Origin of the sequence: Paenilisteria riparia FSL S10-1204, assembly GCF_000525995.1 — a bacterium.
Taxonomy (GTDB): Bacteria; Bacillota; Bacilli; order Lactobacillales; family Listeriaceae; genus Listeria_A; species Listeria_A riparia.
In genome coordinates this window covers 345,360-361,526 of record NZ_AODL01000007.1, presented here as the reverse complement: position 1 = coordinate 361,526, position 16,167 = coordinate 345,360, and the positions used below count along the sequence as shown (strand labels likewise).

Annotated in this window: 14 protein-coding genes; all 14 read left to right on the top strand. The window is 38.8% G+C overall.

Features of this window, described 5'->3' with window-relative positions; genetic code table 11:
- The first annotated feature begins 13 nt into the window (after positions 1 to 13).
- The 14 genes from PRIP_RS06500 to PRIP_RS17140 all read left to right on the top strand — a co-directional run bounded on the left by PRIP_RS06500 (position 14) and on the right by PRIP_RS17140 (position 16,136).
- Entirely contained in the window at positions 14 to 3,919 is a 3,906-nt protein-coding gene (locus PRIP_RS06500; protein WP_036100235.1) for an SdrD B-like domain-containing protein, read from the top strand.
- A gap of 148 nt (positions 3,920 to 4,067) precedes the next feature.
- Positions 4,068 to 5,564: an ArnT family glycosyltransferase gene (locus tag PRIP_RS06495; RefSeq protein WP_036100233.1), complete on the top strand. Its 1,497-nt coding sequence runs from the start codon at positions 4,068 to 4,070 to the stop codon at positions 5,562 to 5,564.
- A gap of 33 nt (positions 5,565 to 5,597) precedes the next feature.
- Positions 5,598 to 5,852, top strand: a complete 255-nt coding sequence (locus PRIP_RS06490; protein ID WP_036100232.1) for a GntR family transcriptional regulator — start codon at positions 5,598 to 5,600, stop codon at positions 5,850 to 5,852.
- Positions 5,849 to 6,328 carry a class F sortase gene (locus PRIP_RS16225; protein WP_052008768.1) on the top strand — a complete coding sequence of 160 codons (480 nt, stop codon included), beginning with the start codon at positions 5,849 to 5,851 and terminating at the stop codon, positions 6,326 to 6,328. Before PRIP_RS06490 ends, PRIP_RS16225 begins: the two co-directional genes overlap by 4 nt.
- Positions 6,329 to 6,480: 152 nt before the next feature.
- The gene (locus PRIP_RS06480; RefSeq protein ID WP_077912928.1) at positions 6,481 to 7,785 is read left to right on the top strand and encodes a glycosyltransferase; all 1,305 of its coding nucleotides are present in this window, start codon (positions 6,481 to 6,483) and stop codon (positions 7,783 to 7,785) included.
- Positions 7,786 to 7,808: 23 nt separating this feature from the next.
- Positions 7,809 to 8,696 carry a carbonic anhydrase family protein gene (locus PRIP_RS06475; protein WP_036100229.1) on the top strand — a complete coding sequence of 296 codons (888 nt, stop codon included), beginning with the start codon at positions 7,809 to 7,811 and terminating at the stop codon, positions 8,694 to 8,696.
- A 17-nt stretch (positions 8,697 to 8,713) separates the two neighbouring features.
- A complete protein-coding gene (locus PRIP_RS06470) occupies positions 8,714 to 9,388 on the top strand; it encodes a glycosyltransferase family protein (RefSeq protein ID WP_036100226.1) in 675 nt (224 codons plus the stop codon).
- Complete coding sequence (locus tag PRIP_RS06465) at positions 9,331 to 9,792, top strand: UDP-N-acetylglucosamine 2-epimerase (protein WP_077912927.1); 462 nt, start codon at positions 9,331 to 9,333, stop codon at positions 9,790 to 9,792. The genes PRIP_RS06470 and PRIP_RS06465 overlap by 58 nt, the downstream gene beginning before the upstream one ends.
- A 32-nt stretch (positions 9,793 to 9,824) precedes the next feature.
- Positions 9,825 to 10,385 carry a Crp/Fnr family transcriptional regulator gene (locus PRIP_RS06460; RefSeq protein WP_036100223.1) on the top strand — a complete coding sequence of 187 codons (561 nt, stop codon included), beginning with the start codon at positions 9,825 to 9,827 and terminating at the stop codon, positions 10,383 to 10,385.
- A 14-nt stretch (positions 10,386 to 10,399) separates the two neighbouring features.
- The gene (locus PRIP_RS06455) at positions 10,400 to 11,365 is read left to right on the top strand and encodes a glycosyltransferase family 2 protein (protein WP_036100221.1); all 966 of its coding nucleotides are present in this window, start codon (positions 10,400 to 10,402) and stop codon (positions 11,363 to 11,365) included.
- 12 nt (positions 11,366 to 11,377) lie between these two features.
- Positions 11,378 to 11,668, top strand: a complete 291-nt coding sequence (locus PRIP_RS06450; protein ID WP_036100220.1) for a hypothetical protein — start codon at positions 11,378 to 11,380, stop codon at positions 11,666 to 11,668.
- Positions 11,669 to 11,859: 191 nt separating this feature from the next.
- Entirely contained in the window at positions 11,860 to 13,449 is a 1,590-nt protein-coding gene (locus PRIP_RS16220; RefSeq protein ID WP_052008767.1) for an immunoglobulin-like domain-containing protein, read from the top strand.
- Positions 13,424 to 15,658, top strand: coding sequence for an immunoglobulin-like domain-containing protein (locus PRIP_RS06435; RefSeq protein WP_052008766.1), 2,235 nt, complete (start codon positions 13,424 to 13,426; stop codon positions 15,656 to 15,658). Before PRIP_RS16220 ends, PRIP_RS06435 begins: the two co-directional genes overlap by 26 nt.
- Positions 15,659 to 15,959: 301 nt before the next feature.
- Complete coding sequence (locus PRIP_RS17140; protein WP_159101523.1) at positions 15,960 to 16,136, top strand: hypothetical protein; 177 nt, start codon at positions 15,960 to 15,962, stop codon at positions 16,134 to 16,136.
- Positions 16,137 to 16,167 lie beyond the last annotated feature (31 nt).

Below are 16,167 nucleotides of genomic sequence, written 5' to 3'. Positions count from 1 at the left end.
AGGAATTATTAACATGTATAAGAAGACAATGAAGAAATGGGGACTTGGCGCTATCACAGGCGTATTGGTATTAGGAAGCCTAACACCAATTATCCAACCCTACATGACTGTATCTGCAGCAGAAAACACAATCAAACAATTAAAAGCATCTGGTCAAGGTACTATTAGCGATGTTATGTTTGAAGATTTAAACGGAAATTCCGTACAAGATAACAACGAAACAACAGGTGTAGCCGGCATTAAAGTAGAGCTTTACAACGACCAAGGAACACTAGTAAGCACATCTACAACAGGAACAGACGGCAGATATACTTTTTCAAACGTTCCAGACGGCACATACTATTTACATGTAGATATGTCAACATTGCCATCCGATGAGAAACTTTATACATCACAAGGTATCAACGGTGCAGACGGTAACTCAAGCTACTTCACGATTGCGAATGGCAATACAATCACAGGCTTCCATTTCGGTTTCTATCCACAACAAGGCGCGATTCAAAGCTTTGTATATAACGATACTAATAAAAATGGTCAAAAAGACAGCGGAGAAGCTGGAATCAGCGGCGTTCATATTGCTTTATACAACGAATCAGGAACTAAAGTAGCCGACGCAACAACTGACAGCTCAGGCGCATATAGCTTCACGGCTGTAAAACCTGGTAAATACTACGCAAAAGCAGACATCCCTGCCAACTACAAATACCAATCAAGCACATACTATGGCGCTGATGGAACAACAGGTTACTTCTCTGTAGCTAGCGAACAAACGCTTCATAACGAGTTGAATTTAGGCCTAAGCACACTAAACAACTCTGCAGTTAGCGGAACTGTAACAGATGCAGCAACAGGCAACGGACTTGCGAACACACGTGTCGAACTACATGACGTACAAGGCAATTTAATTGACGCACAGCAAACAGATGCAAGTGGTCGCTACAACTTTACAGGACTAGCAGCAGGAGACTACTATACAAAAGTAGTGATTCCAAGCGACTATGACTTTGTAAGCAGTAATGGTTTTGGTAGTGATGGAAACAGTAACTACATCCAATTAAACGGCGATAACACATCATCTAACTACACGATTGCACTGAAAAAACAAGTAAAAGACAACTCTGCAGTTAGCGGAACAGTAAAAGACGCAACAACAGGTAACGGACTTGCAAACATCCGTGTCGAACTACATGACGTACAAGGAAACCTAGTTGACGCAAAACAAACAGACGCAAGCGGTAACTACAACTTCACAGGATTAGCAGCAGGAAATTACTATACAAAAGTAGTTATTCCAAACAACTATGAATTTGCAAGCAGTAATGGTTTCGGTAGTGACGGTAACAGTAACTACATCCAACTTGATGGTCAAAACACATCATCTAACTACATGATTGCACTGAAAAAACAAGCCAACACAACGATTTCTGGCGTTATTAACACACCAGGTGGTCAAGGTGTCAGCGAAAACGTATCACTTTACAACGTAGACGGTACACTTGTGAAAACTGTTGCAACAAACAGCCAAGGTAACTTCAGCTTTGACGGAATTTCAGAAGGTAACTACTATGTGAAAGCTTCCATTCCAGAAGGCTACACATTCGAATCTTCAGCAGGTTTTGGTAGCGACGGAAACAGTTACTACTTGCAAGCTGACGGCACAAGCAATATCTCAAATCTACGTCTAACACTAGCACAAAAAACAGGCCAAATCCGTTCTACAGTCTTCAATGACTTGAACAAAAACGGTACGCAAGAAGCAGGCGAATCTGGTATTGCTGGAGCAACAGTAACACTTTACAGCAACACAGGTGCTGTTGTCGAAACAACTACAACAGATGCTAACGGCTTGTACAAATTCGAAACAATCACACCAGGAACTTACTATGTGAAAGTAACACCACCAGCAGGATATGACAACTTAGCGAATGCAGCATTCGGTGATGATGGCGTATCTGGGTACATCAATATCGATGCAGAACAAACACGTACAGATATGAACGCATCACTTGTAGCACAAGCTGATCCAACAGCAGTAGCTAATGCAAAATGGATTTATCACACAGGCTTTACACCAGATACTAATCTAGCTGAAGGTGGCGAGATTTCTGTACCGAACACATACAAAGATGGCTACAACAATAACAACGTAGACGTTGCATTCTACAATAGCGAAGATAAAATTGTAGACCCTAGCTCGTATACAACAACGCTATCTAATCCAGACCTATTCTCTGCTGTAAAAGCTAATGGAACACACATCGCATTTACACATACAGAGAAAACAGGAAGCTCATTAGTAACTGTAAAAGACGCATCAGGCAAAGTAGTACGCACATTTACAATCACAATTACCGCTGATCCAACAGCAGTAACAGATGTTAAATGGAATTACAACAAAGATGGCATTTCACGTCCAGTTAATAACAACGGCATCCTTGAAATTCCAAACACATACTTGAATGAATTTAACACACCACATGTAGATCTTCAGTTCTACAATAGTTCAAACGTACTTGTAAAACCAACAGGATACACAGTATCATTCTCAGATCCAACAATTGCAGCAGCAGACTTCTCTAACCCAAATCTAATTGCACTTGTTCACAATGAGAAAGCTGGTAGCACGAATGTAACAATCCGTGATGCAGCAGGAAATGTTGTACGTTCATTCACGTTCACAGTTACAGCACCGACAAACGTTCCAGCAACTGATCTTACGCTAGGAGCATCTAACATTACAGCAAACGTCAATGATACAGGTAAAATCGATGCAACTGTCTCACCATCGAATGCGACAAACAAAACATTGAGCTACACACCAGCAGATTCAAGCATCATTACAGTAGACGCTAACGGAAACTGGACAGCGAAAAAAGCAGGAACAACAACAATTGCAGTGAAAACAACAGATGGCTCTAACATCACGAAAACTGTCAATGTTACTGTTACAGATCCGAATGCTATCACTAGTGTAAAATGGAACTTCAATAAAGATGGCGTTTCACGTCCAGTCAATAACAACGGCATCCTTGAAATTCCAAACACATACTTGAATGAATTTAACAAACCACATGTAGATCTTCAATTCTACAACAGTGCTGGCACATTGGTTCAACCAAAAGGATATACAGTTTCCTTCTCAGACACAACAATTGCAGCAGCAGACCAATCAGATCCAAACCTAATTGCACTTGTGCATAACGACAAAGCTGGTAGCACGAATGTAACAATCCGTGACGCAGCAGGAAATGTTGTACGTTCATTCACATTTACAGTTACAGCAACAGACGTTCTAGCAACGGATCTTACACTAGGAGCATCAAACATCACAGCAAACGTAAATGACACAGGTAAAATCGATGCAACAGTAGCACCATCCAATGCAACAAACAAAACATTGAGCTACACACCAGCAGACCCAAGCATCATTACAGTAGATGCTAACGGAAACTGGACAGCGAAAAAATCAGGAACAACAACAATTGCAGTGAAAACAACAGACGGATCAAACATCACGAAAACAATCAATGTCACTGTTAATAAGAGTATCGCTGATCGTGTAGGAAGTGTTGATATTGAGCTTGTAAATGATCGTAGGGACGGTGCATACCCTGATAGTGGAAGCGGAGTACGTGGAATTGATTTCTATCTTTATCCACATGTAGCTGATGTACCAGCAGGCGTAGTATACTCTGTAGATACGTATAACCAATACGGTACGTTCCAGTTTACTAAAGTCATTGGTACTTCAAATGGAACATATCATCAAGAAATGGTGAGCGATAGTTCTGGTATCTGGACAACTCCAACTATGCAGGTAAAAGTATATGCTACGTATGAAGGAGTAAGATATTTACTTCTTGACGATTTAACAGGAAATATACTTCAATATCAAACAACACATGTTTGGAGCGACTGATATTATCAAGGCCAATATAGCTGATTTATAAAATGCTATATTCATTATAAACAACACGCAAAGTAATCAAAAAGAAGCTGTGGCCGGACCTTCACATTCGGCATCACGAGTGCCACAGCTTTTATAAATTGTATCAAGGAGGAGCAACGTGCTTAAAAAAAGCTTAACGGGAATTGCCTTATGGATTCCAGCACTTATTATGATTGTTTTTCTAGTCAGTACAGCAATTCTACTACAGCAACCGTCTGACAAAAGTTTCTCCTCAATTTGGATGCTTTTGGCGATTGGTGCCGGAATTTTGCTTATCTTGGCTTTATGCACTTGGGCCTTTATTAGGCTCTATCAATGGAAAAAGGTTTATTTTTACGTAGCACTAGCTGCATTGATTTTAATCCCAAGAATCGTATGGATTGTTTGGATACCAACACATGCTGTTTCCGATTTTTATTACTACCATGTTATTGCAAGCTATGTCGCGGATAACAACAGTTGGGAAACGTTGTACGATCAAGGAATTTTATTTTATGCACCATACTTTACACACATTCTCAATTTTTCCAATGTATTATCTGTTGTTTACAATATCTTTGGAAATAGTTACTTGGCAGGTCAGTTATTCAATAGTGTCTTAATGCTAGCGGGTACATTTTTACTTTTCCGAGTCGTGAAAAACTGGTTTCCACTTGGAGTCGCAGTAGGCAGTAGCCTTATTTTCGCATTATGGCCGGCATACTTTATGTACAGTACGTTACTAGCGACCGAGCCCCTATTCATGTTCCTATTTGTCTTGGCACTTTTCTTATACCAACAAGTGGAACAAAGAGCACCGAGTTTTTTCTGGTCATTACTACTAGTAGTTGCGCTGATAGCATTAAATATGATTCGACCATTGGCAGTAGTTTTGCTAATTGCTTTTGTTATAACTTCATTTTTACTTCGACCGAATCGTAAAGAAACACTTAAAAGATATGCCTTTGTAGTAGTACTATTTCTTGTTTTCCTTGCTGGTCAATCGACTATCAATAAATTGGTTTACCACATTCCAACTGCCAATAGTACTGTCGGTTATAACGTACTTGTGGGATCAAACGAAAAGTCAGGTGGGCAATGGAGCAAAGAAGATTCCGATACATTTTGGAAACTTTACAATGCAAACAAAACAAATACATCTAAAGCAGACAGCGCTATGTTGCAACAAGGCTTAGATCGCTACAAGGAAATGGCGAAGAATGGAAAATTAGGAGAGCATTTTGTTAATAAAATGAAAAATTATAGCAACGAGAGTTACGGATACGACTGGAATATTTACAGTGATGCACCATTCATTTGGTACCATTCAGGTCTTATTTTAACGATTTGCAATGTGTTTATGTACATCTTGTTAGGGCTTAACTTCCTGACTGTCGTACTGGCACTTTATTTAAGAAAGATAGCGGATATTTATTTATTCGTCTTGCTACAAGTCGGATTTACTTTGTCAGGGCTTCTCGTAGAAGTACAAGGTAGATATCATGTGCCTTTAATTATCGGCTACTCAGTCATTGCTGCGTGGGGATGTTGGCAAGCATACCGGCTTTTTGCAAGAAAAGGTAAGAAAAAGACGGAAGCATCTATGAATTTAGATGATATCGGACTAAGACAATAAAAAGGAATTCATTTTATGGAGTGAATAAATGTTATGAAAGATAAAAGACCACGACTGGAAGAAGTCGCATATGCACATGTTTTGAAATGCATTAAAGAGAATCGATTTAAGATGGGGGATTTCGTTAGTCAGCAAGATTTAGCGCATGAATTAAATATGAGTCGCACACCAATTCGTGCGGCGATTACGAAATTAAGCGGTGAAGGTTACATTCGAATGTTGCCTTACCATGGTGCTTTTGTTGCTTTCTATAAAGATCAGTCTGTGAAAGGACGGGAAGGCGAATGAGGAAAAGGATTATTGCGGCGGCATGTGTTCTATTACTTTTAGTCAGTGCTATTATCGCTTTTGACTATGTTAATGCTAACTCAGAAACGCTTCCAAAAGGCAACCAAACGAAAGAAATAGCAACAATCCCTCAAAATCAGCCAAAAACGAAACAAAAAAGTATAGCACCAGTGCAAATAACATTTCGTCAAGGAACAAAAACACAAATCCAAAATCCAGTTCGGCCAGTAGGTACGGACAAAGATGGAAGGATGGAAGTACCTGATGGAATTGATGCCGTGTATTGGTATAAATATGGACCATCACCAGGGGATAAAGGCAATGCAATCATTGCTGGACACCGTGATTGGGGTGGTGAGCTAGGTTTGTTTAAATACTTGGAGGATATTTCTGTAGGTGAAAAAGTAACGATTGGATATGCCGATAATACAAAAAAAGAATTTCAAGTAAAATCCAAAAAATTCTTACGCAGTTAAAGACTTTCCACAAGAGTTAATGGACACAACAAAAGGAAATAAAGTCACGCTCATCTCATGTACAGGCTCATTTGATAGGTCACAAGACGGCTATCAAAGTCGTGAAGTTGTAATACTTCAACCTGTGACAAAGTAAAACGGTCACAAAGAACCTGAAGGAGGAAATATATGAATGCTTTATTAGCAATTATGGCAGGAGTGAGCGTGTTTCTCATATTTATTTATTTTTCATATACGAGCTTAATTTTACTACTCCCACCTTTTGCAGGAAAAAAAGAAAAAAAATCAGTGAAGAAGACGATAGCGAATTAGAATATGTATTTTTAATTCCTTGCTTGAATGAAGAAGTGGTAATTGAAAAGACAATTCGTTCAATTTTAGCCTTATCTTATAAAAAGAAGATGGTCATTGTCATAGACGATGATTCGGATGATAGTACAGTGGCAACTGTTCGTCAAATGAAACTTCCTAATGTTCGAGTGATTGAACGCAAAAAACCAAATGCGCAATTAGGAAAAGGTGAGTCATTAAATTATGCCTATACAAAAATAACAAAAGCAGCAAGACGTTTAAATAGAAATCCGGATAACCTTATTATTACTGTTATTGATGGCGACGGACGTCCAAGTGATAATTTGCTAACAGAAGCAAATCGGATATTTCGAGATACAGCTGTTGGTGCAGCACAAGCACGGATTCGCATTACAAATCGCAGAAGTATTTTGCCGATGATGCAAGATATTGAATTTTATTCTACCGTTGCAGCCATCCAAAATAGTCGCGAATATACAGAAAGTGTAGGCTTGGGCGGAAACGGACAGTTTACACGACTAAGCGCACTAATTGAATTAGGCAGTACACCATGGTCGAAATGTTTGTTAGAAGATTTTGATCTTGGGTTATCTATTTTACTGAAAGGTTGGAAAAGTAAGTATATTGGTGAAGCAGTAGTGTACCAACAAGGTCTAACATCTGTCAAAAAATTTATTCGCCAACGAGCACGATGGGTACAAGGCAACATTCAGTCTATTAAGCGACTGCAAGAAATAAGAAAATCCGATACATTGAGTAGCGCTTCAAAGCTGGACATTTATTATTTTTTGGCGCAGCCATGGATTAACTTGTTAGGTAGTATCATCATGATTATTTCATGGGCCTTGATGCTAATCTTTTTCCGATCAGTCGATTGGGGTGCAGGATTTTCAAATACACCGCAAGACTGGGGTGCCTTATTGGTTATCGTTGGTTTGATTTTTGGACCAGGGTTGGTGTGGTGCATTTATCACTATGAACTAGGTCGTAAAGATCAGGATGGCATTTCCCTTTTACAATGTATTGGCGCAGGTTTGTTCATGCCAATCTATAATTTATTAGCGATTCCGAGTATTTGGCTCGCATTTTGGAGACAAACAACAAAAAAAGAAGCTTGGGCGAAAACAGAACGTGTCGCCGAGTAATAAAAAAAGTGAGGTTTTTATTTATGGTAAAGAAAAGTATGGCAGTATCACTAGTAGCAGTAGCAACAAGTAGTTTATTAGTTTTAGGAGCTTGTGGTAACACAGACACAGCTAGCAGTGACAAAAAGAAAGAAGATACAAAAACAACGGAGACAACAAAAGACACAACAAAGGATACAACAAAAGATACTGCAAAAACGGACGAAAAAGCTTTACTGGACTGGTCTTATTCAGGTAGCACAGGACCGACACATTGGGGTTCTATCAAACCAGAATACAAAATTAGTGACACAGGTAAAAAGCAATCACCAATCAATATCGAAACAAAAGATGCTAAAGAAGACAAAGCAAAAGTAAGCATTGGCTATAAATATCAACCAACAATGTTTAAAGTGACACGTAAAGATAAGATGGTACAAGTGGTCGCTCAGCCAGCAAAAGGAAGAGCTGACAGTAAAATTACAGTCGCTAAAAAAGACTACACACTAAAAGAAATCAATATTCATACACCTAGCGAACACCAACTAGACGGTAAAAATTACGCAGCTGAATTACAACTAAAACACGTTTCGGCAGACAACAAAGTGGCAATCATCAGCGTTTTTGTTAAAGAAGGCGAGAAAAATCAAGCAATAGGTGATTTGACGAGTGTCGTTGCATCTTCTGAAAATGGTAAAACAGTAGCAATGAAACAAGCTATCAGTACACTTGGACTTATTACAGCGGATAGCAAAATATATGAATATGATGGCTCATTGACAACACCAGCAACAACAGAAGGCGTGTCATGGTTCGTATACGAAAAACCAATCACAATGTCGAAACAACAACTAAGCGATTTGACAAAACAATTAGACGGCAACAATCGCCCAGAGCAAAAACTAAATGATCGCCAAATATCAAGTAACTAAAAAAGAAGGTGACCATCATGAAAAAAATGTTAAAGAAAACAAATGGAGTTTCCCACACGAAAAGAATAATGATGGTATTTGATACACCTGCAGAAGCGATGCGAATATGTCCCGTGATTCAGAAACTAGAACGTATAGAAAATGTCATACCAGTCATTGTTATCTCCGAGCAACTGGAGACGGCTCAAGTGATGCAAGACATTTTAGCATTATTTCAAGTGAAGGTCCATTACACATTACCAATTACCGCAGATGAGCATCAGAACTTAGATCAGCTTACTGGTTGGGCATTGAACGACTTAACTGAAATCGTCAAGCGTGAAAAAATAGTTTCGACAATTGTTTGCGGTAATACACGAATCGCTTTTGCAGCAACGCTTTCCTCTTATTACAATGGTATTCCAGTCACCCAAGTCAAGGGGCCAGCGATATACCAAGAAGACGAAAATGCTTTCTTGGGGAGTACAAGTAAAGATTTAATAGGGTCATTAGCGAAACAAGAAATGATTTTAGGCTTGGAAGAATCATTACAAACGATTGTTACTAGACATGACACCCTTTTCCTTGCTGAAGAAAGTGCGCACAAAAAGATGATTTTAGTAGACTACCAAGGTAAAACAGATCAAAAAAAAAAGTGCTTAAAAAAATATTTCAAGGACTTAAACAAATTACAGACATCCACAAAGAAGTGATTGTCGTAATTCCGATAAAATTGACAGCGACCATTATGGAACTAGCAAATGAGATTTTGAAAGGACAACAACAGATTTATTTTGTGCAACCTTTTCACATATTAGAAAAACAACAATTCGTGAATCGAGCATGGCTAATTATCACTGATAGTAGTGATTGCTTAGAAGTTGCCGAAGCATTGCATACACCGGTCTTGGTCGTTCAAGAAACCTCAGTAAAGGCTATGGGTGGAAGTCATGGCCCAAGCGTTTTTATAGGTTCTTCAAAGATACAGATTATAGACTGGCTAACACGATTATTAACGGAAGCAGCATTTTATGAAAAAATAGCAGTGCGAAAATTGGTGAGCAAAGAAAAATATACAACAGATCAGATTATCCAGTCTTTCGCTTCAAAAGAGTAGACTGCTTGGAATAGTTGGAGGAGGAAGATGGGATGTACCACGATTGGTCGGAAATGACATTTTCAGAAAAACAAGATATGGCTTTTCATAGTAGTAATAACTTTTTTATCATTAAACGTGGCATTGTAGTCATGAGAAGCAATTCGGGGAGCATCATTAGCTATTTAGCGGCAGGTGATTTCATCCTAACAAATTTGGTGAATGAGGGTATTATTTTCTACGCCAAAACAGAAGTCCAATTGGAGAAACAGCGCATCAGCCAAATCAGTATGGAATCGTGCATCAAAATTTATAATCGACAGTTGTTAGAACGGCTGGATGAATATAAGTGGAGCGCACCAATGAGACTTTGCCTGTGCTTAAAACAATTAGCAAACAAATTTGGCACACATGTGGAAAAAGGTATACAAATAGCACCTGCATTTACACAATATGATTTAGCAGATTACTGTAACCTAAAAAGAGAATACGTCTCCTTATTATTACGAAAAATGATTGAGGCTGGCATTATTCGCGTAAAGCCAAAACCATGGATGATTTTAAATATGGAAAAATTAGATGAGTACGCAATGAAAAAGATATCTAATTCATAAAAGGAGTTTGTCAAATGAAACAAATTTGTATTTTGATACCAACTTATAATGAACAAGAAGCGTTGCCGTATCTTTATGAGCGTTTGAAGCGTATAGCGAGCCAGTTAGCCACTTACCGCTTTTCATTCTTGTTTGTGAACGATGGTAGTACAGATGCAACATTAGACATCATTCATAGCTTTCAAAGGCAGGATCAGCGCGTGGGATTTGTTAATTTGTCGCGGAATTACGGGAAAGAAATAGCCATGATAGCAGGATTTGATCATGCTTGTGGAGATGCCACGATTTTGCTAGATGCAGATTTACAAGACCCACCAGAGCTGATTGTCCAAATGTTGGAATATTGGGAAGATGGCTATGAAGACGTTTACGCCAAACGAATTTCGCGCAAGGGGGAAACTTGGTTTAAAAAATGGTCCTCCAAAAAATATTATGAGGTATTACAAAAAATATCGACCATTGATATCCCAAAAGACACAGGAGATTTTCGCTTACTAGATAAAAAATGTATTGAAGCATTGAAAGAATTGCGAGAATCACAACGCTATACAAAAGGTTTATTTTGTTTCGTTGGCTTTAAGAAGAAGGAAATCTTATTTGAACGAGATGCACGCGTTGCAGGTGCAACAAAATGGAATTATCGAAAATTGGTACAGTTGGCTATTGATGGAATTACATCATTTTCTGTGGCACCGTTGCGTTTGTCTGCCATTGCTGGTGCGAGTATTATAGTTCTCTGTCTTCTAATGCTATTGTTCTTTTTCTTTGAAAGCATTTTTCTTGGTAAGTCACCGAGTGGTACAACGAGTATTATTACAGTTGTATTGTTTATAGGCGCTATTCAACTTGTGAGCATCGGCTTATTAGGCGAATACATTGGACGCATCTTTATGGAGACAAAAAATCGTCCGCTTTATTTTGTAGAATCGCAAGTAGATGGCGTTGTTTACCGAAATGATGAATCAAGGAAAATTGGATAAGGAGCGATACAAATGGACACCATGGAGCATTTTTTACAAGTAGAGCTACAAGATCAAGCGTCATACACAGAAATGTTACACTTCGTGGCTTCACTGTATATTCGATGTGGTGAATTTGAAGGAGAAGAATACGTCATTCGAAAAGTGGATCATATTAATTTTTTGGTGACTAGAGAATACAACGGTATAGATGGAGAACGAGAGATAAGCAAACCCGTTGTTATTAGTCGACAAGCATTAATTTCTAAAATAAATAAACACGTTCGTTCTAAAGGAATAATGCTGATTAATGCATGCGTGTGATTTTGAGAAACTACGGTTTTTCATAGGTATAACGAGAAATTTTAGTGATACTTCATTGATATGGCTATATTTTCTGTATACACATAGAAGGAGTTTATTTGTTATATTATGACGAAATACCACCGATAGACGGTTTTTCCTAATAAATTAACAATGAAACATAAATTAAGAAAATTGGAGGGGTAAATTTAATGAATAAAAACATCGTTAAAATTGCAGCAGGAACCATGATAGCATCAGTAGTTCTCACTGGAAACACATCATTACCGTATAACGTACTAAAAGAGCCGATTGCACATGCAGCGACAACGAACGTTCACGGAGTACCAAAGCCACCTATCGAAGTAATCAGTTTGGAAAATGGTAGTTTTGAACAGCCAGCAGTTAAATATGGAACATGGGAAACGTTTGATCAATCAGAAGTTCCAGGTTGGAAGACGACGGCATCCGATGGCTTAATCGAAATTCAAAATCATAATGAAAACAGAGACGCTGCAGACGGAGAGCAATATGCAGAATTAAATGCATATGAAGCTTCAGCACTGTATCAAGACATCCCAACAACTCCAGGTGCAACGGTGAGATGGCAAGTAGAACACCGAGGAAGACATACTACTGACACAGCTACCGTTAAATTTGGTGCTCCTGGCGATTTGAAATTAATAGATACCATGACAACATCTGTGGATGCGTGGAAAACATATTCGGGAACTTATACCATTCCAGCAGGTCAAACAACGACACGCTTCCAATTTGAAGCAGTTGGTGGGGACCCTACAAATGGTAATTTGCTAGATAATATCGTCTTTTCAACGCAGTCTTTTATAACAGTAGCTGGACAAGTAAATCAAACATCCGTGAAAAAAGACAAAACAGCAACCTACGCTTTTGATGCTAAAAACGAAGGCGGCATGGCTTCCCAAAATACAACATTAACTATTCCAATCCCACAAGAAGTAACATTAGATTCACCGACGGCAATGGTTGATGGCGTATCTGTAACAGGTTCCTACGATAGCAACACACGTATTTTGTCTATTCCACTTGGAAGCATTGAAAAAGATGCAACAAAACATGTCACATTTGACGTCAAAGGTGCTACTGTAGCGAATAATATTACAACACAAGCCACTGTCACACATCAAGACAAAGGCTTTACAGATGAACAATATACAAATTACTCGAATGATGTCACGCTAAGTGTCATCGCAAACAATGCACCAACCATCGAAGCATCTGATCAAACACTTAAAAAAGGTGCAACATTTAACCCATTAACTGGAGTTAGTGCTACAGATATAGAAGACGGCAATCTTACAACTAGTGTAAAAATAACAGAAAATGATGTGGACACAACGAAAGAAGGCGTGTACCATGTCACATACAGCGTCACAGATAGTGATGGGAATGTAGTGACTAAACGTATAACTGTAACAGTAATTAGTAACGACGCTCCGACTATCATAGCCGAAGACCATACATTGAAAAAAGGCGGCACATTTGATCCGCTAGCCGACGTAAGTGCAACAGATAAAGAAGATGGTAATTTAACAAAAAACATCCAAATCACAGCCAACGATGTAGACACAAGTAAAGAAGGCACTTATCATGTTACCTATGCCGTCACAGATAGCGACAACAATAAAACGACAAAAACAATAACAGTAACCGTGACAAGTAATGACGCTCCGACCATCATAGCCGAAGACCATACATTGAAAAAAGGTGGTACATTTGATCCGCTAGCCGACGTAAGTGCAACAGATAAAAGAAGATGGTAATTTAACAAAAAACATCCAAATCACAGCCAATGATGTAGACACAAGCAAAGAAGGCACCTATCATGTTACGTATGCCGTTACAGATAGTGATAACAACAAAACAACAAAAACGGTCACAGTAACAGTGACAAGTAATGACGCTCCAGCGATTACAGCAACAGATCATACATTAAAAAGAGGGGATACTTTTAATCCACTGACGGATGTGAGTGCAACAGACTTAGAAGACGGTGACATAACAAAAGATATCCAAATCACAGCCAATGATGTAGACACAAGCAAAGAAGGCACCTATCATGTTACGTATACCGTTACAGACAGCGACAATAATAAAACAACAAAAACGATTACAGTAACGGTGACAAGTAATGACGCGCCAATTATTACAGCAACAGACCATACATTGAAAAAAGGCGGAGCATTCGATGCAACAGTTGATGTGAGCGCAACAGACAAAGAAGATGGCGATATAACAAAAGATATTCAAATTACAGCCAATGACGTAGACACAAGCAAAGAAGGCACCTATCACGTCACGTATGCCGTTACAGATAGTGATAACAACACGACGACGAAAACCATTACAGTAACAGTAACGAGCAATGATGCCCCAACAATTACAGCAACAGACCATACACTGAAAAAAGGCGGTACATTCGACCCGTTAGCAGAAGTAAGTGCCACAGACAAAGAAGACGGCGACCTAACGAAAGCCATCCAAATCACAGCCAATGATGTAGATACAAGCAAAGAAGGCCTTTATCACGTTACGTATGCAGTAACAGATAGCGATGGCAATACTACAGCAAAAATCATTGCGGTACTAGTAACGAGCAATGATGCCCCTGAAATTTTTGCAAATGATCGTACGTTTAAAAAAGGTGCTACATTCGATCCAATGGCTGAAGTAACCGGGCAGGACAGAGAAGATGGCGACATCAGTAAGGCAATCAAAGTCATAGCCAATGATGTAGACCCAAATAAAGAAGGCACATACTCGGTCACTTATGAAGTAACAGATAGTGATAACAACACGACAACAAAGAAAATTACAGTTATTGTAACAAGTAATGACGTACCAGAAATCATCGCTGAAGACCACACAATCAAACGTGGTAACCATTTTGACCCATTAGAAGAAGTAAAAGCAACAGACAAAGAAGACGGCGACCTAACAAAAGACATTCAAATCACAGCCAATGATGTAGACATAAACAAAGAGGGCGTCTACCACATTACGTACAGTGTAACAGACAGCGATAACAATACCGTTTTCAAAACCGTTACAGTAACAGTAACAAGCAACGAAGCACCGCACATTACAGCCGAAGACAAAACAGTGAAAAAAGATATACCATTTGATCCAATGAAAGATATTAGCGCAGCGGACCAAGAAGACGGTGATGTAACAAAAGCGATTAAAATCAAAGAAAGCGATGTAGACATAAGCAAAGAAGGCGTCTACCATATCACGTATGAAGTTACCGATAGCGACAATAACACTACCGCAAAAACAATCACGGTAACCGTAACAAGCAATGCCAAGCCTGAAATCGATGCAACAGACCACACCGTTCAAAAAGGTAGCGCATTTGACCCAATGGCTGATGTAAGTGCAACAGACTTGGAAGACGGTGACATAACAAAATCAATCAAGATAGTAAAAAACACCGTAGACACGACAAAAGAGGGCATCTATGAAGTAACGTATGAAGTAACTGATAGTGATGGCAACACGAGTAACAAAACAATTCAAGTAACAATAACATCAAATGAAAAACCAATAATAGAAGCTAACGATCAAGTTTTAACAACCGATGATACATTCGATCCGTTAGCCATTGTGACAAGTGAAGACAAAGAAGATGGCGACCTCACAGCACAAGTAGAAGTGATTCAAAACGATGTAGATACCTCAAAACCTGGTGTTTACCACGTAACATATCGCGTCACAGATAGCGATGGAAATCAAACAGAAAAAACAATCTGTGTTACGGTGCTTCCTGTTGCGGCACCACCAGTACAACCATCAACTAAAACCCCACCACCTGTTGTAGAGATTAGTAGCACAATAACTCCGAGCCAACCCGAACAAGGCCCGATTATGGCAGAATTACCTTCCACAGGTGACCAAACAAATAAAGGAGTAGTAGCGCTAGGAAGTAGTCTCCTTGCACTGGCTTACCTTCTATTTAGACGCAAGAAATAAGACAATAGCAAAAAGATGGCTTCTCATAACATCGAGGCCATCTTTTTTGTGTGCATCTAAAAAGTATAGAAGTCTACAATCAAAAACAAAACAATTAAAAAGCAAACGTATAAAAAAAAGTGTTTCAAATTTGAAAAAAAACCTCCCAATATTTTTGTGAAAAAAGACGAATCGCAATATATAGCAATTAAATGTGCTGATTTTATATAAACAATACAATATTTTTTGGTATATAGTGAGAATATACAGACGGAATGAATTATGTTTGTATATTATTGTTCATTAGATAGGAGGTTAATCTATGAGTCAAGGAGGGAATTTAAACCCACTAGTGCCAATGACTGGTGGAGGTCCTGTAATGGGGGTGGTTTTTTTACAAGGCTATCCATTAATGGCTGCAGTTATTGGAGTCGCGATGGCTATGTTAGTAGCAGCCTTTTTGTTTACTAAAACAAAACGTAAACGAAAAGCCATCTAAGAATCAGACATACGTAGGAGATGACGCTGTA